22 protein-coding genes are annotated in these 25,438 nt (G+C 70.8%); 11 read left to right on the top strand and 11 right to left on the bottom strand.

Going from position 1 to position 25,438, the window contains the following annotated elements; genetic code table 11:
* Positions 1 to 5 precede the first annotated feature (5 nt).
* A complete protein-coding gene (locus IW249_RS05040) occupies positions 6 to 1,295 on the top strand; it encodes a cell division protein PerM (protein ID WP_196919729.1) in 1,290 nt (429 codons plus the stop codon).
* Positions 1,296 to 1,391: 96 nt separating this feature from the next.
* Here the strand turns inward: IW249_RS05040 and IW249_RS05035 are convergent, their stop codons facing one another.
* Complete coding sequence (locus IW249_RS05035) at positions 1,392 to 1,943, bottom strand: DUF4190 domain-containing protein (protein WP_196919728.1); 552 nt, start codon at positions 1,941 to 1,943, stop codon at positions 1,392 to 1,394.
* A gap of 288 nt (positions 1,944 to 2,231) precedes the next feature.
* Here IW249_RS05035 and purN point away from each other — a divergent pair, with 288 nt between their 5' ends.
* Positions 2,232 to 2,852: a phosphoribosylglycinamide formyltransferase gene (gene purN, locus IW249_RS05030; protein ID WP_124854035.1), complete on the top strand. Its 621-nt coding sequence runs from the start codon at positions 2,232 to 2,234 to the stop codon at positions 2,850 to 2,852.
* Positions 2,849 to 4,420, top strand: a complete 1,572-nt coding sequence (gene purH, locus IW249_RS05025) for a bifunctional phosphoribosylaminoimidazolecarboxamide formyltransferase/IMP cyclohydrolase (RefSeq protein WP_196919727.1) — start codon at positions 2,849 to 2,851, stop codon at positions 4,418 to 4,420. Before purN ends, purH begins: the two co-directional genes overlap by 4 nt.
* Before the next feature lie 78 nt (positions 4,421 to 4,498).
* On the opposite strand, the gene IW249_RS05020 is transcribed toward purH, so the two are convergent.
* The 5 genes from IW249_RS05020 to IW249_RS05000 all read right to left on the bottom strand — a co-directional run bounded on the left by IW249_RS05020 (position 4,499) and on the right by IW249_RS05000 (position 10,385).
* Positions 4,499 to 5,536, bottom strand: a complete 1,038-nt coding sequence (locus IW249_RS05020; protein WP_196919726.1) for an ABC transporter ATP-binding protein — start codon at positions 5,534 to 5,536, stop codon at positions 4,499 to 4,501.
* Positions 5,517 to 6,548 (bottom strand): ABC transporter ATP-binding protein, encoded by a 1,032-nt coding sequence (locus IW249_RS05015; RefSeq protein ID WP_196919725.1) that lies wholly within the window; start codon positions 6,546 to 6,548, stop codon positions 5,517 to 5,519. Before IW249_RS05015 ends, IW249_RS05020 begins: the two co-directional genes overlap by 20 nt.
* Before the next feature lie 70 nt (positions 6,549 to 6,618).
* Positions 6,619 to 7,575 carry an ABC transporter permease gene (locus tag IW249_RS05010; RefSeq protein ID WP_196919724.1) on the bottom strand — a complete coding sequence of 319 codons (957 nt, stop codon included), beginning with the start codon at positions 7,573 to 7,575 and terminating at the stop codon, positions 6,619 to 6,621.
* Positions 7,576 to 7,647: 72 nt separating this feature from the next.
* A complete protein-coding gene (locus IW249_RS05005) occupies positions 7,648 to 8,586 on the bottom strand; it encodes an ABC transporter permease (protein WP_112583767.1) in 939 nt (312 codons plus the stop codon).
* Positions 8,587 to 8,783: 197 nt separating this feature from the next.
* Entirely contained in the window at positions 8,784 to 10,385 is a 1,602-nt protein-coding gene (locus IW249_RS05000) for a peptide ABC transporter substrate-binding protein (RefSeq protein WP_196919723.1), read from the bottom strand.
* Positions 10,386 to 10,844: 459 nt separating this feature from the next.
* Between IW249_RS05000 and IW249_RS04995 the strand changes: the two genes are divergently transcribed.
* Both IW249_RS04995 and IW249_RS04990 read left to right on the top strand, forming a co-directional pair.
* A complete protein-coding gene (locus tag IW249_RS04995; RefSeq protein ID WP_196919722.1) occupies positions 10,845 to 11,705 on the top strand; it encodes a bifunctional methylenetetrahydrofolate dehydrogenase/methenyltetrahydrofolate cyclohydrolase in 861 nt (286 codons plus the stop codon).
* A 160-nt stretch (positions 11,706 to 11,865) separates the two neighbouring features.
* Positions 11,866 to 12,816, top strand: coding sequence for a malate dehydrogenase (locus IW249_RS04990; RefSeq protein ID WP_112583765.1), 951 nt, complete (start codon positions 11,866 to 11,868; stop codon positions 12,814 to 12,816).
* A gap of 142 nt (positions 12,817 to 12,958) precedes the next feature.
* Here IW249_RS04990 and IW249_RS04985 read toward each other — a convergent pair whose 3' ends face one another.
* The gene (locus IW249_RS04985) at positions 12,959 to 13,774 is read right to left on the bottom strand and encodes an MBL fold metallo-hydrolase (protein WP_196919721.1); all 816 of its coding nucleotides are present in this window, start codon (positions 13,772 to 13,774) and stop codon (positions 12,959 to 12,961) included.
* A gap of 137 nt (positions 13,775 to 13,911) precedes the next feature.
* Here IW249_RS04985 and IW249_RS04980 point away from each other — a divergent pair, with 137 nt between their 5' ends.
* Complete coding sequence (locus IW249_RS04980; RefSeq protein ID WP_124773753.1) at positions 13,912 to 15,129, top strand: NADP-dependent isocitrate dehydrogenase; 1,218 nt, start codon at positions 13,912 to 13,914, stop codon at positions 15,127 to 15,129.
* A gap of 550 nt (positions 15,130 to 15,679) precedes the next feature.
* Here the strand turns inward: IW249_RS04980 and galT are convergent.
* The 4 genes from galT to IW249_RS04960 all read right to left on the bottom strand — a co-directional run bounded on the left by galT (position 15,680) and on the right by IW249_RS04960 (position 20,834).
* Positions 15,680 to 16,756 carry a galactose-1-phosphate uridylyltransferase gene (galT, locus tag IW249_RS04975; protein WP_196919720.1) on the bottom strand — a complete coding sequence of 359 codons (1,077 nt, stop codon included), beginning with the start codon at positions 16,754 to 16,756 and terminating at the stop codon, positions 15,680 to 15,682.
* A 12-nt stretch (positions 16,757 to 16,768) separates the two neighbouring features.
* The gene (locus tag IW249_RS04970) at positions 16,769 to 17,575 is read right to left on the bottom strand and encodes a DeoR/GlpR family DNA-binding transcription regulator (protein WP_112583761.1); all 807 of its coding nucleotides are present in this window, start codon (positions 17,573 to 17,575) and stop codon (positions 16,769 to 16,771) included.
* A gap of 111 nt (positions 17,576 to 17,686) precedes the next feature.
* Positions 17,687 to 19,216: an adenylyl-sulfate kinase gene (cysC, locus tag IW249_RS04965; RefSeq protein ID WP_196919719.1), complete on the bottom strand. Its 1,530-nt coding sequence runs from the start codon at positions 19,214 to 19,216 to the stop codon at positions 17,687 to 17,689.
* A gap of 88 nt (positions 19,217 to 19,304) precedes the next feature.
* Positions 19,305 to 20,834 (bottom strand): glycosyltransferase family 2 protein, encoded by a 1,530-nt coding sequence (locus tag IW249_RS04960; RefSeq protein ID WP_307788525.1) that lies wholly within the window; start codon positions 20,832 to 20,834, stop codon positions 19,305 to 19,307.
* 225 nt (positions 20,835 to 21,059) lie between these two features.
* Between IW249_RS04960 and IW249_RS04955 the strand changes: the two genes are divergently transcribed.
* The 5 genes from IW249_RS04955 to IW249_RS04935 all read left to right on the top strand — a co-directional run bounded on the left by IW249_RS04955 (position 21,060) and on the right by IW249_RS04935 (position 25,398).
* The gene (locus tag IW249_RS04955; protein ID WP_196919718.1) at positions 21,060 to 21,974 is read left to right on the top strand and encodes an ABC transporter ATP-binding protein; all 915 of its coding nucleotides are present in this window, start codon (positions 21,060 to 21,062) and stop codon (positions 21,972 to 21,974) included.
* On the top strand, positions 21,967 to 22,872 hold the full coding sequence (locus IW249_RS04950) for an ABC transporter permease (RefSeq protein ID WP_196919717.1): 906 nt from the start codon (positions 21,967 to 21,969) through the stop codon (positions 22,870 to 22,872). The genes IW249_RS04955 and IW249_RS04950 overlap by 8 nt, the downstream gene beginning before the upstream one ends.
* Entirely contained in the window at positions 22,872 to 23,783 is a 912-nt protein-coding gene (locus tag IW249_RS04945; protein ID WP_196919716.1) for an ABC transporter ATP-binding protein, read from the top strand. Before IW249_RS04950 ends, IW249_RS04945 begins: the two co-directional genes overlap by 1 nt.
* 1 nt (position 23,784) lies before the next feature.
* Positions 23,785 to 24,495 carry an ABC transporter permease subunit gene (locus IW249_RS04940; protein ID WP_196919715.1) on the top strand — a complete coding sequence of 237 codons (711 nt, stop codon included), beginning with the start codon at positions 23,785 to 23,787 and terminating at the stop codon, positions 24,493 to 24,495.
* Between the two features lie 258 nt (positions 24,496 to 24,753).
* Complete coding sequence (locus IW249_RS04935; protein ID WP_196919714.1) at positions 24,754 to 25,398, top strand: hypothetical protein; 645 nt, start codon at positions 24,754 to 24,756, stop codon at positions 25,396 to 25,398.
* Positions 25,399 to 25,438 lie beyond the last annotated feature (40 nt).

Raw genomic sequence — 25,438 nt, 5'->3', positions numbered from 1 at the left:
AGCGGATGTCCCCCGTCACCCCTGACCGTCCCAGCCGTCCCGGCGGTGTGAGCGCCGACGACCGGCCGGTCGACCGTGCCGCATCGGCCCGGCGGGTGCCCGCGCCCCGCGCGGGCGGGTCGCCGCGTGGGCGGGCGCCGTTGCCCGTCGCCGCCGGGGTGGCCGCCTGCGGGGCCGCCCTCACGTCGTACCTGCCGGTCGCCATCGTGCTCGGCCTGGTGCAGCTCGGCGCGGACGGCACCACAGTGACCGGCACCCTGCGCACCGCGCTGGCCGGCTGGCTGCTCGGGCACGGCGTGCCACTGCACACCGAGTCCGGGCCGCTCGGGCTCGCCCCGCTCGCGCTGACAGTGCTCGCGTTGTGGCGGCTGACCCGCGCCGGCGTGCACGTCAGCCGCGCGATCGGCGCTCGCGACACCCGCTCACCGCGCCGGGCACTGCTCGCCGCGGGCGCGGTCGGCATCGGGTACGCGCTGCTCGGCGCACTCGCGGCGGTGCTGGTCGGCACCGGCGGGCCGAATGTCTCCCTGATCCGGGCGGCGGCCACGTTCGCTGTGGTCGGCACACTCGCCGCGCTGGTCGGCGCGGTCCGGATCACGGCGGTGACCCGGCTGCTCGTCACCCGGCTGCCGGGTCCGGTGCGCGACGGCGTCCGCACCGGTCTGGTGGCCGGGCTGCTGCTGCTCGGCGCTGGCGCGGGCGCGGCCGGCCTGGCGGTGGCCACCGGCGGCGGCGACGCGGCCGACATGATCGGGGCGTACCGGACCGGGGTCGCCGGGCAGGCCGGCATCACCCTGGTCAGCGTCGCGTACGCGCCCAACGCGGCGGTCTGGTCGACCAGTTACCTGCTCGGGCCGGGCTTCGCGGTCGGGACCGACACCGCGGTCCGCACCAGCGAGGTGTCGGTCGGCGCGCTGCCGGCCGTGCCGCTGCTCGCCGGCCTGCCGCGCGGCCCGGTGGACGGCTTCGGCGCCCTGCTGCTCGCGGTGCCGGTGCTGGCCGGGATGGTCGCCGGCTGGCTGCTCGCCCGGCGGGTGGCCCGGCTCGCCGGGCCGGAGCGGGCTGCGCAGCGTTGGGCCGAGTTGCTGGCGCCGGCGGTGCTGGCCGGGCCGGTGGCCGGGGTGGTGCTCGGTGCGGCTGCCGCGGTCTCCGGCGGGCCGCTCGGCGCCGGTCGGCTGGCCCAGGTGGGGCCGGTTGGTTGGCAGGTCGGTGCGGTGGCGGCCGGTGTCATCGCGGTCGGCACGCTGCTCGGCGCCGCCGCCACCCGGGCGCTGACCCGCAGGCCCGCCCAGTAGAGCCGCCGCCACCCGGGCGCTGACCCGCGGGCCGTGCGGTAGACGAGCGCGGGGCGCCCCGGGCGAACCCGGAACGCCCCGTCGAATCCGAGCCCGTCAGGGCTGGGTGGGCAGGTTGACCTGCGCCACGACGCTCAGGATGAGCAGCAGGATGCCCAACCCGACGCCGACCGCGCCGCAGATCAGACCGGCCTTGGCCTGGCCGGCGTTGCTGGCCTGGCCCTGGGCCACCTTCTGCTTGGCGAGGTAGCCGGTCACGATGCCCGCGATGCCGACCGGGATGCCCAGGTACAGGCAGCAGATCAGCGGGATCGACGCGATACCGAGGATCATCGACACCAGGCCGAGGGTGTTGTTCTGCCCCTGCGCCTGCGGGTACCCGGCGTTCGGGTACGTCGGGCCGGAGCCGTACGGCTGCTGCTGCGCGTACGGGTCCTGGTACGGCGGCTGCTGGCCGTACGGCTGCCCGGAGGTGGGCTGCTGACCGTACGGGGCCTGCGGCGCGGCGTACGGGTCCTGCGGCTGCTGGCCGTACGGCTGGCCGGAGGTGGGCTGCTGGCCGTACGGGGCGGCCGGCGGCTGGGGAGCGGTCGGGTCCTGGTTGGGCTGCTGGCCGTACGGGTCCTGACCGGGGTTACCGGGCTGCATTCGAGAAGCTCCTTGGACTGGTTCCGTCAGTTGGTGCTCTTGTTTCCATCCATGATCGCGGTCAGTCCTCCCAAAGCCCAGTACAGCAACAGGACGACATGTGTCCCAAAGCAGGCAAACTGGCCCTTGTCGACCGCTTCGTGTGCCGGATCAGGGCGGTGTGTGGGCCGGTGCGGCGTTCGGCCCGAGCGAGCGGCAGCGTACCGGGTCGACGCACGTCGGCACCGTCGAAGATCGGCGCGCCGCCCAGCCGGAGGGCGTCCCTGACCTGCCCGATAGGGTGGCCCGGTGACCGAGCCCGCGCCTGTCGCCCGCATCGTCGTCCTCATCTCCGGCTCCGGGAGCAACCTTCAGTCGCTGCTGGACGCCGCCACCGACCCCGCGTACGGCGCACAGGTCGTCGCGGTCGGCGCGGACCGCGACGGCATCGCGGGCCTGGACCGGGCCGACGCGGCGGGGGTGCCGACCTTCGTCGAGCGGGTCCGCGACCACGACACCCGGGAGGACTGGGACCGCGCGCTCACCGCGCACGTCGCGAAGCACCAACCCGACCTGGTGATCTCCGCCGGTTTCCTGAAGCTGGTCGGTCCGCACTTCCTCGCCGCCTTCGGCGACCGCTACCTGAACACGCACAACACACTGCTGCCGGCGTTTCCCGGCATCCACGGCCCGCGTGACGCCCTCGCCTACGGCGTGAAGCTCACCGGCGCCACCCTCTTCTTCGTCGACGCCGGCATGGACACCGGGCCGATCGTCGCGCAGGTAGCGGTGCCGGTGCTGGACGACGACGACGTCGACACGCTCACCGAGCGCATCAAGGAAGCCGAGCGGCGCCAGCTCGTCGAGCAGGTCGGTCGGCTGGTCCGCGAAGGCTGGACCATCACCGGAAGGAAGGTTACGGTTCCGTGAGTCCCACTCAGGACGGGCGCCGCCCGATCAGGCGGGCGCTGGTCAGCGTCTACGACAAGACGGGGCTGGTCGAGCTGGCTCAGGCCCTGCACGGGGCCGGTGTGGAGATCGTGTCCACCGGCAGCACGGCGGGCACCATCGCCGCCGCCGGGGTGCCGGTGACGCCGGTGGAGACGGTGACCGGGTTCCCCGAGGTGCTCGACGGACGGGTGAAGACCCTGCACCCGAAGGTGCACGCGGGTCTCCTCGCGGACCTGCGCAAGGACACCCACGTCGCGCAGCTCGACGAGCTGGGCGTGGCGGCGTTCGACCTGCTGGTCTCCAACCTCTACCCCTTCCAGGCGACCGTCGCCTCCGGCGCCGGCGTCGAGGAGTGCGTGGAGCAGATCGACATCGGTGGCCCGGCCATGGTGCGGGCCGCTGCCAAGAACCACGCCTCGGTCGCCGTACTCACCGACCCGGCCGGTTACCCGGCGCTGATCGGCGCGCTCAGCGAGGGTGGCTTCACGCTGGCCCAGCGTCGCGCGCTGGCCGCACGGGCGTTCGCCGACATCGCCGAGTACGACGTCGCGGTGGCCCAGTGGTGCGCCCAGGAGCTGGCACCCGCCGACGACTGGTGGCCGCAGTTCGCGGGGCTCGCGCTGCGCAAGTCGACGGCGCTGCGCTACGGCGAGAACCCGCACCAGCCGGCCGCGCTCTACACCGACCCGGACGCCCCGGCGGGGCTGGCCCAGGCCGAGCAGCTGCACGGCAAGGAGATGTCGTACAACAACTACGTCGACGCCGACGCGGCCTGGCGGGCCGCGAACGACTTCGCCGACCAGCCGGCCGTGGCGATCATCAAGCACGCCAACCCGTGCGGCATCGCGGTCGGCGCCGACGTCGCCGAGGCGCACCGCCGGGCGCACGCCTGCGACCCGGTGTCGGCGTACGGCGGCGTCATCGCTGTCAACCGGTCGGTCTCGGTCGAGCTCGCCCAGCAGGTCGCCGAGATCTTCACCGAGGTGGTGGTCGCCCCCGGCTTCGACGAGGGCGCGGTCGAGGTGTTGCAGGGCAAGAAGAACATCCGGCTGCTGCGGGCACCGGCCTGGACGCCGGCGCTGGTGGAGCTGCGGCAGGTGACCGGCGGCGTGCTGGCCCAGGTCGCCGACCGGGTGAACGCCCCCGGCGACGACCCGGCCAACTGGCAGTTGGCGACCGGCGAGGCCGCCGACGAGGAGCTGCTGCGGGACCTCGCGTTCGCCTGGCGGGCGGTCCGCGCGGTGAAGAGCAACGCCATCCTGCTCGCCAAGGACGGCGCCACCGTGGGCGTGGGCATGGGTCAGGTCAACCGGGTCGACTCGGCGCAGCTCGCGGTCAGCCGCGCCGGCGCTGACCGGGCCCGCGGCTCGGTCGCCGCCTCGGACGCGTTCTTCCCGTTCGCCGACGGCCCGCAGATCCTCATCGACGCCGGCGTCCGCGCCATCGTCCAGCCCGGCGGCTCCATCCGCGACGAGGAAGTAATCGAAGCGGCCAAAAAGGCCAACGTAACGATGTACCTAACCGGAACCCGTCACTTCTTCCACTAACCCGGGTTGATCATGGGGTTGACGGGCGACAGACCGGACGAAACGGCCGGTCAACCCCATGATCATCTTGGTTAGGGGTCAGGCTGCGGTGGTTGGGCGGAGTTCGGCGAAGTGGCAGGCGGACGGGTGGGGGTCCGCTGCCCGGGGAACGGTGGCCGGGTCTTCGACGGCGCAGATGTCCTGGGCCTTCCAGCAGCGGGTCCGGAAGTGGCACCCGCTCGGCGGGTCGGCCGGGCTGGGCACGTCGCCGACCAGCCGGATCATGTTGCGCTGGTCGCGGGCCTCCGGGTCCGGCACCGGCACGGCAGAGAGCAGAGCCTGGGTGTACGGGTGGGTGGCCCGCTCGTAGATCTCGTCCTCGGTGCCGATCTCGACGATCCGACCGAGGTACATCACCGCGACGCGGTCGGCGATGTGCCGCACCACCGACAGGTCGTGCGCGATGAAGATGTACGAGAGCCCCAGCTCGCCCTGGAGCTGCTTGAGCAGGTTGATCACCTGGGCCTGGATGGAGACGTCCAGCGCCGACACCGGCTCGTCGCAGACGATCACCTCGGGCTTCAGCGCCAGGGCCCGGGCGATGCCGATGCGCTGACGCTGACCGCCGGAGAACTGGTGCGGGTACCTGTTGATGTGCTCCGGGTTGAGGCCAACCAGGTCCAACAGTTCCTGGACACGCTTGCCCTTGCTGCCCTTCGGCGCGGCATCCGGGTGGATCTCGAACGGCTCGCCGATGATGTCGCCGACGGTCATCCGCGGGTTCAGCGAGGTGTACGGGTCCTGCATCACCATCTGCATGTTGCGGCGCAGCCGGCGCAGCTCGCCGCCGGAGGCCTTGAACAGGTCCTTGCCCTCCAGGGTGGCGCGTCCGGAGGTGGGCGTCTCCAACCGCATCAGCAGCCGGGCGAGGGTGGACTTGCCGCAGCCGGACTCGCCGACCACGCCAAGCGTCTCGCCCCGACGCAGCTCGAAACTCACCCCGTCGACGGCCTTCACCGCCCCGATCTGCCGCTGGAACAGCACGCCCTGAGTGATCGGGAAGTGCTTCACCAGGTTGTCGACGGAGAGGATGGTCTCGCCGCGGACCTTCGTGGAGTTAGCGGGCGACGCTGTCATCACGGACCTCCTGCGCGAAGTGGCAAGCGCTGGTCCGGCCGTCGCCGAGGACCAGGTCGTGCGGCACCACGTCCACGCAGACCTGCTGGACGTACGGGCACCGCGGGTGGAACGGGCAGCCGGACGGGATGCGCATCAGGTTCGGCGGCAACCCCTTGATCGTCGACAGCTCCTGGCCGCGGACGTCCAGGCGCGGGATCGACTCCAACAACCCCTTGGTGTACGGGTGGGCGGGCGCCTTGTAGAGCGAGCGGACGTCGGCGTGCTCGACGATCCGGCCGGCGTACATGACAGCGATCCGGTCCGCGACACCGGCGACCACACCCAGGTCGTGGGTGATCAGGATCATCGCCATGTTGAGGTCCCGGCGCAGGTCGGCCAGCAGGTCCATGATCTGGGCCTGCACTGTCACGTCGAGCGCCGTGGTGGGCTCGTCGGCGATCAGCACCTTCGGGTCCAGCGCCAACGCCATGGCGATCATGACGCGCTGCCGCATCCCGCCGGAGAACTGGTGCGGGTAGTCGCCGATCCGCTTCGCGGCACCCGGGATCTTGACCAGATCCATCAGTTCGACGGCACGACGGCGGGCGTCGGCTCGGGACATGCCGGCCCGCTGGCGCAGCGTCTCACCGATCTGCCAACCGACCGGGAAGACCGGGTTGAGGGCGGAGAGCGCGTCCTGGAAGATCATCGCGATCTCCTTGCCGCGTACCTGCCGGCGCTGCTCCTCGGAGCGGGTGAGCAGGTCCTCGCCCTGGTAGAGGATCTGGCCGGAGCGGACGAACGCGGGCGGAGTGTCCAGGATGCCCATGATCGCCTGCGCGGTGACCGACTTACCCGAGCCGGATTCGCCGAGCACGGCGAGCGTTTCGCCGGCGTCCAGGTGGTACGACACGCCGTTGATCACCCGGGCGACACCCTCGTGGGTGCGGAACTCGACGTGCAGGTCCCGCAACTCCAGCAGGTGACCGCCCTCGGGTGTGGCGGAGGCGGGTGTGGGTTGAACGGTCATGACTGTGCCTGCCTTTCGCTCGCGACTGCGGGGCTCGCTCCGCTCACTCCTCGCGCTCGCACGGAGGTTCTCACCGCAGCTTCGGGTCGAAGGCGTCACGGATCGCGTCGCCGAGCATGATGAACGCCAGCACGGTCAGCGCCAGGAAGGCCGACGGGACGATCAACGGGGTGGCCGCCTCCCGCATGTGGATCCGGCCGGTGTCGATGTCCTGGCCCCACGAGATGGTGGGCGCCTTCAGGCCGATGCCCAGGAAGGACAGCGTCGCCTCGGCCGCGATGAACGAGCCGAGCGCGATTGTCAGCACGACGATGGCCGGGGCCAGCGAGTTCGGCAGGATGTGCCGCCACATGATCCGGCTGTTGCCGGCACCGAGCATCCGGGCCGCCGCGACGTAGTCCTGCTCCTTCGCGGTGATCACCGAGGACCGGACGACGCGGGCGGCGGTGGTCCAGCCGAGCAGGGCCAGCACGAAGACGACGGCGCCGATCCGAGCCCACTGGCTGTCACTGGACACCCGCTTGAGCAGCACGATCGCGGCCAGCAGCAGCGGGATGCCGAGCACCACGTCGATCACCCGGGACAGCACCGCGTCGACCCAGCGGCCGAAGTAACCGGCCAGCATGCCGACCACCAGCGCGATGATCCCGGTGCCGAGCGCGGCGAGCGCGCCGACGAGCAGCGACGCCCGGGTGCCGTGGACCGCCCGGGAGTACGTGTCGCAGCCCTGGAAGTCGTACCCGAAGATGGCCCCGCCGGACGGCCCGGCGTGCTGCCGGGAGAGCAGGCAGTCGTTCGGGCTGTTGGCGGTGAACAGGCCGGGGAACAGCGCCATCAGGGTGAAGATGACGACCAGCGCCAGCGAGATCCAGAAGATCGGGTTGCGGCGCAGGTCGCGCCAGGCGTCCCCGGCCAGGCTGCGAGGCTTCTGCGCGGCGCCGACCTGGTTGGGCGTGCCCGGCTCCCCGGAGGGGCCGCGTCGCGCGGCCTGGTTCTCGGTGGCCGCCACAGTTTCAAAATCACTCATGCCTGCACCTCGCTGCGCTCGGCGCCGGCATGAGAGCCCAAGCACGCTGCGCTGATGATTCGTTCGCTGCGCTCACTCATAGCGGATCCTCGGGTCGAGTACGGCGTACAGGACGTCCACCACCAGGTTCGAGACCAGGTAGACCACGACGAGCACGCTGACGATGCCCACCACCAGGGGGCCGTCCTCGGTGCGGATGCCGCGGAAGAGGTTGAAGCCCACGCCGGGGATGTTGAAGACGCCCTCGGTGATGATCGCGCCGCTCATCAGGTTGCCCAGTTCCACACCGAGGAAGGTGACCACCGGGATCAGCGAGTTGCGCAGCACGTGGACGATGACGATGCGCCGCTTGACCAGGCCCTTGGACCGGGCGGTCCGGACGTAGTCGGCGCGCAGGTTCTCCGCGACCGAGGCCCGGGTGAGTCGTAGGGCGGTGGCCAGCGACAGCGAGCCGAGCACGATGCCCGGCAGCAGGAGCGCGTAGAACGTCGGGTCGGAGCCGGCGGTGGGTGGGAAGAGCTGCCACTTGACGCCCAGGAAGTACTGCGCCAGCGGCGCCAGCACGATGGTCGGGATGCCCAGCACCAGCAGGGTCAGCACCAGCGTCGAGTTGTCGAAGATGCTGGCTCGGCGGATGCCGGCGAGCACCCCGGCGGTGACGCCGAAGATGATCGCCACGGCGAGCGCGATGAGCGCGAGCCGCACGGTGACCGGCCAGGCCTGCTGGAGGATGTCGCCGATGCTTCGACCGGTGAGCGACTCGCCCAGGTTGCCCTGGAGCAGGTCCTTCACGTAGTCGAAGTAGCGGTAGAAGAAGCCGCCGACGCCCGTCTGATCAAGGTTGTACTTCTCGGTCAGGTAGGCCCGTTGGGCTGGCGTCACCGGCCGTTCGCCGGCGAGCGCCTGGATCGGGTCGCCCTGCCCGGCGAATGTCAGCGCGTAGACGATCAGGGTGGTCCCGAAGAACGCGAGGACCATCTGCAGTAGGCGCCGCAGGATGTAGCGGAACATGCTTAGCAGTCTCTCCGGAAATGTGCGAAAGGGTCGCAGGACGGCATCTCTGGTCGTACCCGAAATATCCGAGACGTGCCGTCCGGCCCGGGGGAGCCGGCACCACCGACGCCGGGTCCGCTGCTGCGGCCCGGCCCCGGTGGTGCGGTCCGGGCCACCCGGGCTTCGTCGCCCGGGTGGCCCACACCATGCTCAGCTCAGCTGGCTGCTTCGATCTTGACGAGGTTGACCCGCTGGAACAGGTCCATCTCCACGTTCTTGACCTTGGACGAGTGGCCGAACACGTTCTCGCCGAAGCGGAGCGGGATCACCGGCATGTCCTTGGCCAGGAGGTCCTCCGCCTGCTGGTACTTGGCGATCGCCTCGTCCTGCGTCTTGGCTGCGGAACCCTCCTTGACCAGCTTGTCGAACTCCGGGTTGCTGTAGCCGTAGTAGTTCGACGAGCCGTTCGTGCTGTACAGCGGGCCGAGGTAGTCCTCCATGGTCGGGTAGTCCATGACCCAACCCATCCGGAACGCACCCACCGGCGTCTTCTTCTCGACCTTGGTCAGCAGGTCGGCGAACTTCGGCTCGGCCGAGCCGACCGCGTCCACGCCCAGGTTGGCCTTGAGCTGGTTGACAGTGGCGTCGACCCAGTCCTTGTGCCCGCCATCGCCGTTGTACGAGATGACGATCTTCGACGGGCCACCGGCGGCCTGGTAGAGCTTCTTGGCCTCGGTCGGGTTGAACTCGCCGGCCTTGCCAGCGGTGTTCTCCCGGTAGCCCGGCAGGACCGGCGAGACGAAGGAACGCGCCGACGTCTGCGAGCCCTTGAAGACCGACTTGGTGATCTCGTCACGGTCGATCGCCATCGAGATGGCCTTGCGCACGTCCGGGTTGCTGTAGTCCTTGTCGAACGTCGGGAACGCCAGGAACTGGAACGACGACATCGGGCTGGTCCTGTACCGGTCACCCAGGTCGGTCGGCGCGGTGCTCAGGCTCTCGGTCGGGATCGTGGGCAGCACGTCCAGGTTGTCCGCCAGGACGTCCGCGTAGGCCGCGGTGAGCTGCTGGTAGATCCGGAACTCGATGTTCTTGACCTTGGGCTTCTCGCCCGGGTACGCGTCGTAGCGCTCGACGTCGATCTTGCTGTCGTGCTGCCAGGTGCCCTTCATCTTGAAGGGGCCCTGCCCGATCGGCGCCTGCTCGTAGGAGTCCTTGAGCACGCCCGGAGCCGAGAACGCGGCATCCGGCATCGGGTAGAACGCGGTGTAGCCCAGCGTCGTCTTGAAGTCGATGTACGGCTCGGACAGCGTCGCGGTGAAGGTGAGGTCGTCGACCTTCTTCAGGCCGGACATCTCCTTGGCCTTCGGCGCCTTGCCCTGCAGGTCGGCGTAGCCAGCGATCTTCTCGAAGAAGAAGTTGCTGTCCTGGCCGTTCGGGGCGTACGCGCCGTAGTTCCACGCGTTGATGTAGTCCTCGGACGTGACCTTCTCACCGTTGTGGAAGGTGAAGCCGTCCTTGAGCTTGATCGTCCAGACCTTGTTGTCGGACGAGGTGATCGACTGCGCGGCGACCTCGTACGGCTTGTTCTGGGCGTCGTAGTCGACGAGCGGGCTGAACAGGCCGGTGAGCACCTGCGCACCGGACGTCTCGGTGGTGTTTGTGGGAACCAGGTGCTTCGGCTCGGCGATCTGGATGCTGACCGCCGAACTGTCGCTGCCGCCGGATCCACCGTCTCCGCCGCTGCCGCAGGCCGCGAGGCCCAGCGTCACCGCGAGCGGGAGGGCGGTCCAGGCGGCGAGTCTACGAACTCGCATTGAGCCTCCTCATCTCCTCACGCTGCGCAGTCAGGCCCGACGCTGGGTTACGCTGCGCAACAAGCGGTAACGGTAGGTCGGCGGCGGGCCTTCGACAACGACGCGGTTGCGGGTGGGTAACGGTCCGGGGTTGCCTCCCTTGTCAGGGGCCGAAAAAGCTGCTAGCCGAAAACGGGTTTATCGGCGATGGCCTGCGAAAAGTCGGAGAGTTGACGAGTTGGTTGGGCCCGCCTGGGTTGACTCGACGCCAGTTAGGGTGAAGATCCGGTCTTCGCCGGGGACTACCGTTCCGTCTGGTTCGACAGTGATCGAATCCACAGATTGTGACCGAGAGTGACGAGCGACACGTCACACACGGTCACTCGCCCGGCGGCCCGGTGGCCGGCGCATCCCGGATGTGGCGGACGGCCCGAGCGAGGTCGTCTGAACCGCGGGTACTGGCCGTGAGACGATCTGGTCGTGACGGCGACGCTTCTGGACGGCAAGGCAACCGCAGCGGAGATCAAGGACGAGCTGCGCATCCGGGTCAAGGCACTCGCGGAACGCGGCATCATCCCGGGGCTCGGCACGGTCCTCGTCGGGGCGGACCCGGGCAGCCAGGCGTACGTCAACGGCAAGCACCGCGACTGCGCCGAGGTGGGCATCGCCTCGATCCGCCGCGAACTGCCGGCCGACGCCACCCAGCAGCAGGTCGACGACGTGCTGGCCGAGCTGAACGCCGACCCGGCGTGCCACGGCTACATCGTCCAGCTGCCACTGCCGGCCCACCTCGACACCCAGCGGGTGCTGGAGCTGATCGACCCGGACAAGGACGCCGACGGCCTGCACCCGGTCAACCTGGGTCGGCTCGTGCTCGGCTACGACGGTCCGCTGCCGTGCACCCCACGCGGCATCGTCGAGCTGCTCCGCCGGCACGACGTGGCGTTGCGCGGCGCCACCGTCGCCGTGGTCGGCCGCGGCAACACCGTCGGTCGACCGCTCGGCCTGCTGCTCACCAGGCGCAGCGAGAACGCCACTGTCACCCTGTGCCACACCGGCACCCTCGACCTCGCCTCGCACACCCGCGCCGCCGACATCGTCATCGTCGCGGCGGGCGTACCCGGGCTGCTCACCGCCGACATGATCAACTCGGGCGCGGTGGTGGTGGACGTCGGCATCACCCGCGTGATCGGCGCGGACGGCAAGGGCCGCTACACCGGCGATGTGGACCCGCAGGCGGCCGAGACGGCCGGCGCGCTGGTCCCCATGCCCGGCGGCGTGGGCCCGATGACCCGGGCCATGCTGCTCACCAACGTCGTGGAGCGCGCCGAGCGCGGCTGACCCGCGCGTCGGCGGTGCCGAACCGGCGTCGGGCGGTGCCGAACCAGGACGGCGGTGACGTTCGCCCCATCCCGGCGATGGCCGCCGCCCCTGGCCCGATCGGTGCCAGGATGACTGATACGGTCCGGAAAACCGACTGGTATCAGGGAGTGGGACGACCATGGGTAAGAAGGTCACTGTCGTCGGGGCTGGCTTCTACGGCTCCACCACCGCACAGCGCCTGGCCGAGTACGACGTCTTCGACACCGTAGTGATCACCGACATCGTGGAGGGCAAGCCCGCGGGCCTCGCGCTCGACCTCAACCAGTCCCGGGCCATCGAGGGCTTCGAGACCAAGGTCGTCGGCGTGACCACCGGCCCCAACGGTGAGGGCTACGAGAGCATCGAGGGCTCCGACGTCGTCGTGATCACCGCTGGTCTGCCGCGCAAGCCCGGCATGAGCCGGATGGACCTGCTGGAGACCAACGCCAAGATCGTCCGCCAGGTCGCCGAGAACGTCGCCAAGTACGCCCCGAACGCCGTCGTCATCGTGGTCTCCAACCCGCTGGACGAGATGACCGCGCTGGCCCAGCTCGCCACCCAGTTCCCGAAGAACCGGGTGCTCGGCCAGGCCGGCATGCTGGACACCGCCCGGTTCAGCAACTTCGTCGCCGAGGCGCTGAACGTGCCCGTCGCGTCGGTACGCACGCTGACCCTGGGTTCGCACGGCGACACCATGGTCCCGGTGCCGTCGAAGAGCACCGTCAACGGCAAGCCGCTGCGCGACGCGATGCCGGCCGAGCAGATCGAGGAGTTGGTCGTCAAGACCCGCAACGGTGGCGCCGAGGTGGTCGCGCTGCTCAAGACCGGTTCGGCCTACTACGCCCCGTCCGCCGCCGCTGCGCGGATGGCGAAGGCCGTCGCGGAGGACTCCGGCGAGGTCATGCCGGTCTGCGCCTGGGTCGACGGCGAGTACGGCATCTCCGGCGTCTACCTGGGCGTCGAGGCCGAGATCGGCGCCGAGGGCGTCAAGCGGGTCGTCGAGACCGACCTGGACGCCGACGAGCGCGCCAGCCTCCTGGAGGCCGCCGAGGCCGTCCGCGCGAAGCAGGGCGACATCTCCAGCATGTAGTCCCCCCGAACCAGAACGACCCGAAGGGCCCGCCGGCAAACCGGCGGGCCCTTCCCCGTCCCCCGGGACCCCACCCCCAATCCGCGGTTGATCATGAGGTTGGCGGCAGTGATGGAGATCGAAAACCCCGTCAACCTCATGATCAACCGACTCGGGGGTGGGGAGGCGGGGTGAAGGGGGTGCCCAGGTGGGGGGTGGCCAGGATGGTGGGGGAGTGGGTGTGCAGGGCGGTTCGCCGGGAGGTGCGGGCGAGTTCCGGGTCCTCCTCGTGGGCGTACGCCAGGTCGGGGTCGACGAGCTGCACCATGTGCACCAGCAGGTCGCCGGTGAGCAGCATCCGTTCGTCGGCCGAGGTCAGGAGAACCGACTGGTGACCGGGGGTGTGGCCGGGGGTGGGCAGCAGCCGTACCGCCGGGGTCAGGGCGGTTTCGCCGTCGACCACCCGGAGCTGGCCGGCGGCGCGCAAGGGTGCGACGAGGCCGGCCGGTAACCCGGGGTTGAGCGTCTCGGCCGCGTCGAGTTCGGCGCGCTGCACCAGGTAGGTCGCGTTCGGGAAGTACGGCCGCCCGGGTGTGCCGGTGACCGCCCAGCCGATGTGGTCGCTGTGCAGGTGGGTCAGCACTACCGTGTCGACATCGGCCGGGTCGATGCCCGCGGCGGCCAACTCGGCGGGCATCCGGCCGGGCACGGGTGCCCAGCTCGCTGCGGGCGCGTCGGCGGGGCCGATCCCGGTGTCGACAAGCGTGACCGGCCCGTCGCCGGCGCGGATCGCGAAGCTGCGAAACGGCAGCCACCACTGCCCGTCGGCGGTCACCGAGCCGGGGTCGCGCCGGTCGGCCTCCGCCCATTGCGTCGCTGTGGCCTGCGGAAACGCTTCCGCGCGGGGCTGGAAGAAGGCACCTTCACCGTCGGTGAGTGCGGTGACCGTGATAGACCCGAGGGTGCGGTTCAGTGGCATCGGACGATGATTCCAGGGCATTCCTGTTCCGCGCAGCCCGGTTCCGCCGGCCGGTCGAGGCCGGCTGGGGGCTGCCGGCCCAATTGCAGTACGCTCGTACTGCTTGAGCACGTGTCCCCCGAGAGGAGCGCCGGCCGATGGCGAAGATCAAGGTAAACAACCCGGTCGTAGAACTCGACGGCGACGAGATGACCCGGATCATCTGGAAGCAGATCCGGGAGCAGCTGATCCTGCCCTACCTCGACGTCGACCTGCACTACTACGACCTGTCGATCCAGCACCGCGACGAGACCGACGACCAGGTCACGATCGACGCCGCCAACGCCATCAAGGAGCACGGCGTCGGCGTCAAGTGCGCGACCATCACCCCGGACGAGGCCCGGGTCGAGGAGTTCGGCCTGAAGAAGATGTGGCGGTCGCCCAACGGCACCATCCGCAACATCCTCGGCGGCGTCGTCTTCCGTGAGCCGATCATCATGTCCAACGTGCCGCGGCTGGTCCCCGGCTGGACCAAGCCGATCATCATCGGCCGGCACGCCCACGGTGACCAGTACAAGGCCACCGACTTCGTCGTCCCCGGCCCGGGCACGGTGACCATCACCTACACCCCGGCCGACGGCGGCGCGCCGATGGAGATGGAGGTCGCCAACTTCCCCGGCGGCGGCATCGCCATGGGCATGTACAACTACGACGAGTCGATCCGGGACTTCGCCCGGGCGTCGTTCCGGTACGGGCTCGACCGCAACTACCCGGTCTACCTGTCCACCAAGAACACCATCCTCAAGGCGTACGACGGCCGGTTCAAGGACATCTTCGCCGAGGTGTTCGAGACCGAGTTCAAGGCCGAGTTCGCCGCTGCCGGCATCACCTACGAGCACCGGCTCATCGACGACATGGTCGCCGCCGCGCTCAAGTGGGAGGGCGGCTACGTCTGGGCCTGCAAGAACTACGACGGTGACGTGCAGTCCGACACCGTCGCGCAGGGCTTCGGCTCGCTGGGTCTGATGACCTCCGTCCTGCTCTCCCCGGACGGCCGGACCGTCGAGGCCGAGGCCGCCCACGGCACTGTCACCCGGCACTACCGGCAGTACCAGAAGGGCGAGAAGACCTCGACCAACCCGATCGCGTCGATCTACGCCTGGACCCGGGGCCTGGCCCACCGGGGCAAGCTGGACGGCACCCCGGCGGTCACCGAGTTCGCCAACACCCTGGAGCAGGTCATCGTCGACACCGTCGAGGGCGGCCAGATGACCAAGGACCTCGCGCTGCTCATCTCGCGCGATGCCCCGTGGCTGACCACCGACGAGTTCATGAACGCGCTCGACGAGAACCTGGCCCGCAAGATCGCTGCCTGATCCAGGCGTACCGCGTCATCGGAGCCCGCCGGCACCCCTGCCGGCGGGCTTCGGCGTGTCCGGCGTCGCCGCGCCGGGCAGCGTCACTGCGGCCGGCGGGCCTCGTTGACCAGGATGGACGAGATGCCAGTCGCGTCCAAGGAAGGTTGACCACGGTCGACCCGCGGCACCCGTGCGCCGATCAGCCAGCCTTCCCGGCTGTGCCGTGCACAGCCAGCCGTCCCTTCCCTGCGGGGGGCCCTGTCCCGGGCCCCCCGCGCCCTGTTTCCCGCCAAGCTCAAGCCACACGCACAGCAGGGCTGATGCCGTCTTGGCCCTGGGCGACGCCGCCATGGCCCGTGTCCCCCGCGGCGGCCGAGCGGGGATTGGCCTCGGCCGCCGAGACCATTCCCCGAGGCCAGGTTGGTGCAGAGCACGACGGTGCCGGCCGGCGGACACTCCAGAGAGCGTGATGTCTGTAAGTCATCACGATGACTCACAGACATCACGCTTCCTGCCAAGTGGGGTGGGAGGTCGTCGAGCTGGCGTACGAGGTTGGCGGCCGGGGCGTTCAGGCGGCGCGCAGCAGGTCGGCGGCGCGTTCCGGGGCGATGTCGTTGATGAAGACGCCCATCCCGGACTCGGAGCCGGCCAGGTACTTCAGCTTGTCCTGGGCACGCCGGATGCTGAACAGCTGAAGGTGCAGGTGGCCCAGCTCGCGGTCGATCCGCACGGGCGCCTGGTGCCAGGCCGAGATGTACGGCATCGGCATGTCGAACAGGCCGTCGAAGCGGCGCAGCAGATCCAGGTAGAGCGGCCCGAAGGCGTCCCGCTCACTGTCGCTGAGCGCGGGGATGTCCGGCACCACGCGGTGTGGCGCGACGTGCACCTCGAACGGCCAGCGCGCTGCCGCCGGGACGAACGCCGTCCAGTGTTCGTTCTCGGCGACCACCCGGTCACCGGTGGCGCGTTCGGCGGCCAGCACGTCCGCGTACAGGTTGCCCCCGCCGGTCCGTTCGGCGTGCCGGCGCGCCGCGGCCAGCAGCGCGCGGGTGCGCGGCGTCACGAAGGGGTACGCGTAGATCTGCCCGTGCGGATGGTGCAGCGTCACGCCGATCTCGACACCCCGGTTCTCGAAGCAGAAGATCTGCTCGACGCCGGGCAGCGCGCCCAGCACCTCGGTGCGGTCGGCGAGCGCGTCCAGCACGGTGCGGACCCGGCGTGGCGGCAGGCTGGCGAAGGAGGCGTTGTGGTCGGAGGTGAAGCAGACCACCTCGCACCGGCCGAGGCCGGGCCGGACCGGTGTGAACGGCGTGATCTCGCCGGGCTCCTCGGCCACCCGCCCGCTGAGTGAGGGGAACCGGTTCTCGAAGACCACCACGTCGTAGTCGGGTGCGGGGATCTCGGTCAGCCAGTCGCCCACCGACGGGTCGAGGGGGCACTCGTTCGCCGGCGGGAGGAAGGTGCGGGTCTGCCGGTGCACGGCGACCGCCACCCACTCGTCGGTCAACGGGTCGTAGCGCAGCTGCGACGCAGGGGGAGGCGGCGGCAGGTCCCGGCGGTCCGGCTGGTCGCGGACCGCGTCGTCGCGCTCGTCGAAGTAGATCAGCTCCCGGCCGTCGGCCAGGTCGATCGCGGTGCGCTTCACGGCGCCGTCCCCTCAGTTGTCGGCGTGCGCGTCACGCGGCCCGCCCCTCGCCTTCACCATGATCAGTTCGCCCACCTGCTCGCCGAGTACCCGTCGTGCGGGTGGAGGCAACCGGTCGTCGCTGACCAGTACGTGGGCCGCCGCCAACGCGACGATCGAGGAGATGCCCACAGTGCCCCACTTGGTGTGGTCGGCGAGCACCACCAGTTGGTCCGCCGCGGCCACGAGCGCCCGATCGGTCTCCGCCTCCATCAGGTTCGGGGTGGTGAAGCCGGCCCGCTCGGTGATGCCGTGGACGCCCAGGAAGAGCAGATCAAGGTGCAGTGACCGGACGGCACCGACCGCGAGTGGACCGACCAGCGCGTCCGACGGTGTGCGTACGCCGCCGGTGAGCACCACCGTCTGGTCCGGGCGGCCGCCGGCGTGCATGATCTCGGCGACCGGCAGCGAGTTGGTGACGACTGTCAGCTCGGGCACGTCCACCAGTCGGCGGGCCAGTTCGGCGGTGGTGGTGCCGGCGGAGAGCGCGATCGCCGCTCCCGGCCGGACCAGCTGGGCCGCCCGGTCGGCGATGGCGGCCTTCTCCGGAAGTTGGCGGACCGACTTGGCGTGGAAACCCGGCTCGTCGGTCGAGCTCGGCCCGGTCGTGGTGGCACCGCCGTGCACCTTGGCCAGCAGGCCGCGCTCGTGCAGCGCGTCCAGGTCACGCCGGATGGTCATGTCGGACACGCCGAACTCGCCTGCCAGCTCGCTGACCCGGACCCCACCGGTCGAGCGGACCCGCTCCAGGATGGCCGCCTGCCGCTGCTGAGCGAGCATCAGCCGTGCCTCCCCGGACGTCCACGTACCTCACGCGGTCAAACGTGTTCCAACAAAGATGAACACTAGCGCGTGCGGGTCAGCTGTGGAAGAAACGGGTACGGCGACGCCTCAGGCGGTGGCGATCTTCAGCTCCACCCAACCGGTCTCGGTCAGATGGTGCAGCACGGCCTGCACCGCGTCCGCCACGCTCAGGTCGGTGGTGTCGAGCACCAGATCGGCGTCGGTCGGCTCCTCGTACGGGTCGTCGATGCCGGTCATCCCGGTGAGCAGGCCGGCCCGCGCCCGCGCGTACAGGCCCTTGCGGTCCCGCCGCTCGCACACCTCCAGCGGGGTGGCCACGTGCACCAGCACGAAACCCGCCCCGGCGGCGAGGGCCATCTCCCGGGCGGTGGCCCTTGCCGCCGCGTACGGGGCGATCGGGCAGCAGATGCCCACCCCACGGTGCCGGGCGATCTCGGCGGCCACCCAGCCGATCCGCCGTACGTTGAGATCCCGGTCGGCCTTGCTGAAGCCCAGACCGGCGGAGAGTTCCCGGCGCACCACGTCCCCGTCGAGCAGGGTCACAGTGCGGTCGCCGCTCTCCCGTAACGCGTCCGCCAGGCCTCGGGCGATCGTCGACTTGCCGGAGCCGGAGAGGCCGGTCAGGAAGACCACCAGCCCGCGCTGCCGACGTGGCGGCCGGGCCCGGGCCAACTCGCGCGCCACTGCGGGCGGGGTGTGCCACTCCGGTAGCGGGAAGCCCCTGTCCAGCAGGTCGTCGATCTCCGGCTGGGTCAGCGCGAGCCGGCGATTGCGCGGTGGGATGTCCTCCCGCCAGCGCCACTGCCCGTCCCGGTTGTCGTACGCGAGCTCGCGCGGCACCAGCACCCGCAGCCCGGCTCCGGAGAGCATCTCCCCGGTGGAGAGCAGGTGGGTGACCCCGTACGCGGCGGAGACCCGGGCGCGCAGCAACGCGTCACTGATCTCCTCGCGGCGGTGCGACAGCGGCACCGCGACCAGGGTGGCGGGGGGCATCCGGTCCCGCGCGGCGAAGATCGTACGGACCAGCGCCTCCGGCGGGAGCCCGTCGGCGCCACCCTCACCGACCGGGATCATCACGAGCAGGTGCGCGGCCAGGGTGCGGGCGGCATGGGCGATCTGCGCGAGCTGCGGACGATGCAGCGGCCGATCGGCGATCACCCCGAGCACCCGGCCCGGGGGCAGTAGCGCGCGGACCTCCTCCGGGTTGCGGCGCAGCCGCTGGAACGGACCGTGCCCACCGTCGCCCAACCGCCGGACCTGACCGCCGACCCCCGCCACGCCCTCGCGTACCGGCCAGACGTCGGCCACGTCCAGGGCGGCTGCCGGGGCACCCTCCCCGTCGGTCAACACGAGCGCCCGGCGGGCCGGGTCGCGCGGATCGAAGCTCTGCGCCAGTGTCGCCGGCACCTGGAGGACGACCGCAACCTGCCACGGTGTGCCGTCGGCCAGCCGGCCGCGCCGGCTGACCGAGACCAGGTCGGCGCGGGTCATGAAGCCAGTCAGAGGGGCGTACGCGCCGGTCAGTAGCAGCTCCAGATCCGCGAGCTCACCGGGACGTGGCGTGTACGCCGGTGCGTCCCGTAGCACCTCGTCGGGCAGCACCCAGCCGTTGCTCATCCACACCCCCCACTCGCTGACCGGCACACAGTTTCGCAGCCGACCGCCGATCGGTCGAGGGCGCCACTCCACGACCCCGGCGGGCGGATCAGCGCTTGATCCGCCGGCCTACCGCCGACCGCACCCGGTTCCACACCTTCCGCTCGTCGCGGATCCGGGGTCGCGAGCCGTCGGCCGGGCAGATGAACACCAGCGGCAGTCGCGCGTCCTCGGTCCAGCCCACGTTGGAGATCCGGGCCTTGAGCATCCAACTGCCCCTGGTCCGGCCACCGTTGAGGGCGGCGAAGTCGATAGTGGCGGTGGCCCGGTGCACCAGGTGCACGATGTCGGCTCCGGTCCCGCCGGTGATCCGCTCGGTTTGGAAGGTCATCGGAAGGAAGATCTCACCGCCGGTCTCCCGGTGGCGGGCCACCAGGTCCAGGCGGGCCTTGCGCACCTGCGCGGTGGCGTCCAGCACCTCGGGGGCGATCTCCTCCATCGGGAGCATCAGCACGTCGCGGCCATCGTCGGCGCGGAAGCCCACCGGCTGGTCCCCCGAGCGCAGCTCGGCGGCTACGGTCACCGTGACGGCGTGGTCGGTGTGCTGGAGTTCGTCGATCCGGCTGTGTGCGGCGATGCCCGCCTCCCAGTTGGCGAGCCGGCGCAGGTCCGCGACGCGGCCCCGCTCGGCGAGGTACGCCACGGCGCGGAGCAGGGGCGGCAGCCCGGCGGCGACGCCACTGGCGAAGCGGTCCTGGATGATCTTCTGGGTCTCCAGCGCGACCTGGTCCAGCCAGGCCTCGGGGGCTTCCAGCAGCCGCTTGCCGCGGAGCCGGCTGAGCATCTCGTTGCGCAGCCAGCGCCGGTGCAGCCGGTCCCGCAGCGGACCCGGCTCGGTGTGGGCGTCGACCACGTCCAGCGCCTCCCGCACGCTGGCGAAGTAGCTCGACGGGTCCATCTCGCCGGCGGTGACGTTACGCCCGTCGCCCCGGTGGACGTGGTGGTAGCAGGTGTAGTCGGACAGCACCGAGGTGCGCCGGGACAGGAAGTAGGCGCGGACGACCAGCGAGTGGTCCTCCAGCCGACGCTTGCCGCCCTCCGGGAACCGCAGACCGTGCTCGTTGAGGAACGACCGCCGGAACAGCTTGTGGCAGGTCAGGCTGTCGATCAGGGGGGAGTTGGCAAGCGTGGCGTCGAAGCGGTTCTTCCGGAACAGCTCCCGCGGCACGGGGCGCCCGTACCCGGCCATCTTCCCGACCACGATGTCGGCGTCGTTCGTCGTCGCGCAGGCGTGGAGCCGCTCCAGCGCCTCGTCGGCGAACCAGTCGTCGTCGTCGGCGAAGAAGACGTACTCGCCCTGGGCGTGCTCGATGCCGAGGTTACGCGGACGCGACGGCCACCCGGAGTTCTCGATGTGCAGCACCCGGATGTGTGGGTGCTCGGCGGCCAGCCGGTCCAGTCGCTTGGCCGTGCCGTCTGTCGAGCCGTCGTCGACGAAGATCGCCTCGAACTCGTCAGCGGGCAGTGACTGCCGCAGCAGCGAGGCGACGAGCTTCTCGATGTGCGGGCCGCAGTTGTACGCCGGCACCACGACGCTCACCTTGGGGACGCCCACCTTGGCTTTCAGGATCCCTCCCACGTCGTCAGTCGATCACCAGTCAGGTCGATGTCTGGTGAACGGGAGGTGAATGGTGCCACCCCGGATCCGTCTTTCCCGAGGCGGGGTCGGGCCGAACGCAGGACCGGCGGAAACGTCGCCAGAGCCCCGGGTGGGGGACCTTAGGGGTCCGGCCGGAAAAGGATCAGGGGAGCGCCGGGGGCGTGCCGGTGTCCGGGCTGGGCATCGACTCCCTACGCTGGGCTCGTGACACTGATCGCGACCCAGTCGCTCACCAAGACGTACGGAGGTCGGGTCACCGCGCTGGCCGACCTCACCGTCGCCGTCGAGCCCGGGATCATCGGCCTGGTGGGCGCGAACGGCGCCGGAAAATCCACGTTGATCAAGATTCTGCTCGGCCTGATCGCACCAACCAGCGGGCAGGTCTCGGTGCTCGGCATCGACCCGACCGCGGACCCGGCGGCCGTCCGCAACCGGGTCGGCTACATGCCGGAGCACGACTGCCTCCCCCCGGACCTGTCCGCCGCCGAGCTGGTCACCCACCTCGGCCGGATGAGCGGTCTGCCCCGCACCGCGGCCCGTGAGCGGGCCTCGGAGGCGCTGCGGCACGTGGGGCTCTATGAGGAGCGCTACCGCCCGGTCGGTGGCTACTCCACCGGCATGAAGCAGCGCGTCAAGCTGGCCCAGGCACTGGTGCACGACCCCGACCTGCTGCTGCTGGACGAGCCGACCAACGGCCTGGACCCGGCCGGCCGCGACGCCATGCTGGCGCTGGTGCACCGGATCGGCACCGAGTTCGGCATCTCCGTGCTGGTCTGTTCGCACCTGCTCGGCGAGGTGGAGCGGATCTGCGACACGCTCATCGCCATCGACGGCGGCAAACTGCTGCGCGCCGACAACATCTCCGCGATGACCTCGGCCACCGACGTGCTCGCCGTGGAGGTCAGCGAAGGCACCGAGGAACTCGCCGCCCGGCTCGCCGAGCTGAAACTGCCGGTCGCCCGGGACGGGCGACTGCTCCTCGTGCCGCTCGCCGACGACGGCACCTACGACCTGATCCTCGGTGCGGTCGCCGAACTGGACCTGCCACTGCACCGACTGGACCAGCGCCGGCACCGGGTGGCCGAACTCTTCGCCACGAGGGAGCTCACCCATGCCTGAGCCGACCGCAGCCGCCGTGCGCCCCGCGCCGACCGGCGTCATCCACGACATCGGCTACCAGCGCTACAAGGGTCCGCGGCTGGGCCGCCGACAGGTCTTCGGCGCGCTCTACCTGCACGGTCTGCGCACCGCGTTCGGCTTCGGGCGCAGCGCCAAGGCCAAGATCTTCCCGTGGCTGGTGGTCGGCATCGTCTCGCTGGTCGCGGTGGCCCTGGCTGCGGTACGCAGCCAGATCGGCGAGCCAGTCGCCACGTACGCCCAGTTCGCCGACGCGATGAGCTGGCTTGTCATCTTCTTCGTCGCTGTCGTCGCTCCGGAGCTGGTCTCCCGGGACCTGCGCAGCGGTGTGCTGCCGCTGTACTTCTCCCGGCCGCTGCCGCGCACCGACTACGCGCTGGCCAAGCTGCTGGCGCTGGTCACCGCCCTCTGGTTGCTGCTCGGCGGGCCGCAGCTGCTGATGTTCCTGGGTGCCGCCTTCACCACCAAGCAGGGCATGCGCGGGGTGTGGAACGAGCTGCTCGACCTGCTGCCCGGGCTGCTCTACGCCGGGCTGTGGGCTGTGGTCTTCGCCTCGGTCGGGCTGCTGGTCGCCTCGCTGACCGGCAAGCGCGCCTTCGCCGCCGGTGGGGTGGTGGCGGTCTTCCTGATGACCACCCCGATCGTCGGGGTGCTGAGCATCCTCCCGTCGCGCGCCGCCAACGAGCTGGCCGGGCTTGCCTCGCCCTCCACGCTGGTGCAGGGGGTGGGCATCTGGTCGCTGGGTGACCTGCTGGTCGAGGGCGATCCGGGCGAGATGATGATCGGCGGGTTCGGCCCGGTCTACGCCCTGGCCGCGGTGCTGTTGGTCGCCGGCGCGACCGCCCTCCTGCTGGCCCGCTACCGGAAGGTCGCCTCCTGATGAGCACGCTGAGCCTGACCGGGGTGTCCCGGTGGTACGGCAACGTGGTCGCTGTCAACGACATCAGCATGGCCCTGGGGCCGGGCGTGACGGGGCTGCTCGGCCCGAACGGCGCCGGCAAGACCACGCTGCTGCACATGATGGCCGGGTTCCTCGCCCCGTCGCGCGGCACTGTCACCCTCGACGACGAGCCGACCTGGCGTAACCCCGACGTCTACCGGCGGCTGGGGCTGGTCAGTGAACGGGAGGCGGTTCAGGGTTTCCTCACCGCGTACGAGTTCGTGCTGGCCAGCGCGAAGCTGCACCGGCTGGCCGACCCGGCGGCGGCGGCCCGGCGGGCGATCGATCTGGTGGAGCTGGAGTCGGCGCAGGACCGCCGGATCGGCACGTACTCCAAGGGCATGCGGCAGCGGGCCCGGGTTGCCGCCGCGTTGGTGCACGACCCGCAGGTGCTGCTGCTCGACGAGCCGTTCAACGGGATGGACCCGCGCCAGCGGCTGCACATGATGCAGCTCCTGCACACCCTGGGCGACGCCGGTCGGACCATCCTGTTCAGCTCGCACATCCTGGAGGAGGTCGAGCAGGTCTCCGGGACGGTGCAGGTGATGGTGGCCGGCCGGTTGGCGGCCTCCGGCGACTTCCGGACCATCCGCCGGTTGATGACCAACCGCCCGCACGTGTTCGCGGTGCGGTCGACGAACGACAGGGCCTTGGCCGTCGCGCTGATCGCCGAGCCGTCGGTCAGTGGGGTCGAGTTGGACCCGACCGGCCTGACCGTGCGGGCCGGTGACTACGGCGCCTTCACCCGGGCGCTACCCCGGATCGCGCTCAAGCAAGGCATCCGGGTGCGCCAGCTGGTGCCGTCCGACGAGTCTCTGGAGAGCGTCTTCTCCTACCTGGTGGAGGCCTGACATGTCGACAATTACCTGGATCACCGCACGCGGGCTGTTCGGCCGGCGTCGGTTCCTGCTGCTGCTCCCGTTGCCGTTGGTGCTGCTCGGGCTGGCCGTGCTCTGCCGGTCGCTGGGCGTGGACCCGGGCGAGTGGGGGCCGCCGGTGCTGGTCGGCCTCGGGCTCGCCGTGGTGCTGCCGGTGGTCGCGCTGATCATCGGCACGGGGGTGCTGGGTGCCGAGATCGACGACGGCACCGTGGTGCACATCCTGACCAAGCCGCTGCCGCGCTGGCAGATCGTGCTGCCGAAGCTCCTGGTCGCCGCCGGGGTCACCGCGGTCACCGTCGCGGTGCCGCTCTACGTCGCGGGCGTGCTCGCCGATTCGGTACGCCTCGGTCTGGCGCTGGCGGTCGCGGCGGCGCTCGGCGCGCTGGCGTACTCGGCGTTGTTCCTCGCGCTCAGCCTGGTCACCAGGCGGCCGGTGCTGCTCGGCCTGGTCTACGTGCTGATCTGGGAGGGGCTGCTGGGCAACTTCGTCAGCGGCACCAAGGTGCTCTCCATCCAGCAGTACGTGATCGCTCTCGCCGACCGGCTCGCCCCCACCGGGCTGCTGGAGACCAGCGTGTCGGTGCCGGTGGCGTCGGTGATGACCGCGCTGGTCAGCGTGGGCTTCACAGTGCTCGCCATCGACCGCCTGCGCTCGTTCAGCGTGGCGGGCGAGACGAGCTGACGGCGGTGCTAGGGCGTGTGTCAAAGCCCCTGGCCGGCCTGCGGCGGGCCCAGGCGACGACCGGCCGCGTTGGAAATCGGCCCGGATACAACACCGGTATCCGGGCCGATTTCCGCCTTCCCGGACCGCCGCCTGGACTCCGCCTCGGCTCGACCGAGGCTTTGACACACGCCCTGGCCGCTGTTCCGGCCAGCCCCCGCGCGGCGGTAGGGCTGGCCGGATGGACCGGTCGGGCCACATCGGGCCAGGCTGAAGGGCGTGAGCGTCGAAGCGGAGCGGACGTCGTTGGCTGAGCCATACTCCCGGAGCAGCCGGCCGTGGCTGACCAGCCTGGCCGTCGCCGGTCTGGCCTGTGCCACTGTCGCCACGGCGGCTCAGGGCACCGGCCAGTTCCACTGGTGGGCGGTGTTCATCCTGATCCCGGCCGCGTTGATCGCGGCCAGCGGCGGCCCGTTGCTGGCCCGCGGCGGGGGCCGGGCCTTCGCCGGGTACATGCTCGCCTGCGTCGGCACGATGGTCTTCGCGGTGGGCGCGCTGCTGATGTTCGGGGTGATGGGGCGGGGTTGGCCGCTGATGGTCGTGCTGCCCTGCCTGGCGGTCGCCGGCACCTACGGCTGGCGGGCGGCCCACCCGCTGGCCCGCGGCCTGCACCGGGCGGTGGCCCTGCTCGCGCTGACCGGGGCGCTGCTCGGCCTGACCCTGCAACTGATCCGGGTGGAGCTGATCGACCTGGAGACCGGTTGGTGGGGCGCGTTCCTGATGCTGGCCGGGGCCATCGTGCTGGGCAACGCGGGCGAGCTGACCCGGCACCGGATGCCGTACCGCCTCCAGGCGATCACCCTGCTGGTGGGGCCCTCCGTGATCGCGTTCCTGCTCGGGCTGCGCTTCCTGCGCGGTTGGTGACCCGCCGGCCCGCCGCCGCCCGAGCAGGCGGCGGCGGGCC

Origin of the sequence: Micromonospora vinacea (assembly GCF_015751785.1) — a bacterium.
GTDB lineage: Bacteria > Actinomycetota > Actinomycetes > Mycobacteriales > Micromonosporaceae > Micromonospora > Micromonospora vinacea.
This window is presented reverse-complemented; position numbering and strand designations above follow the sequence as displayed.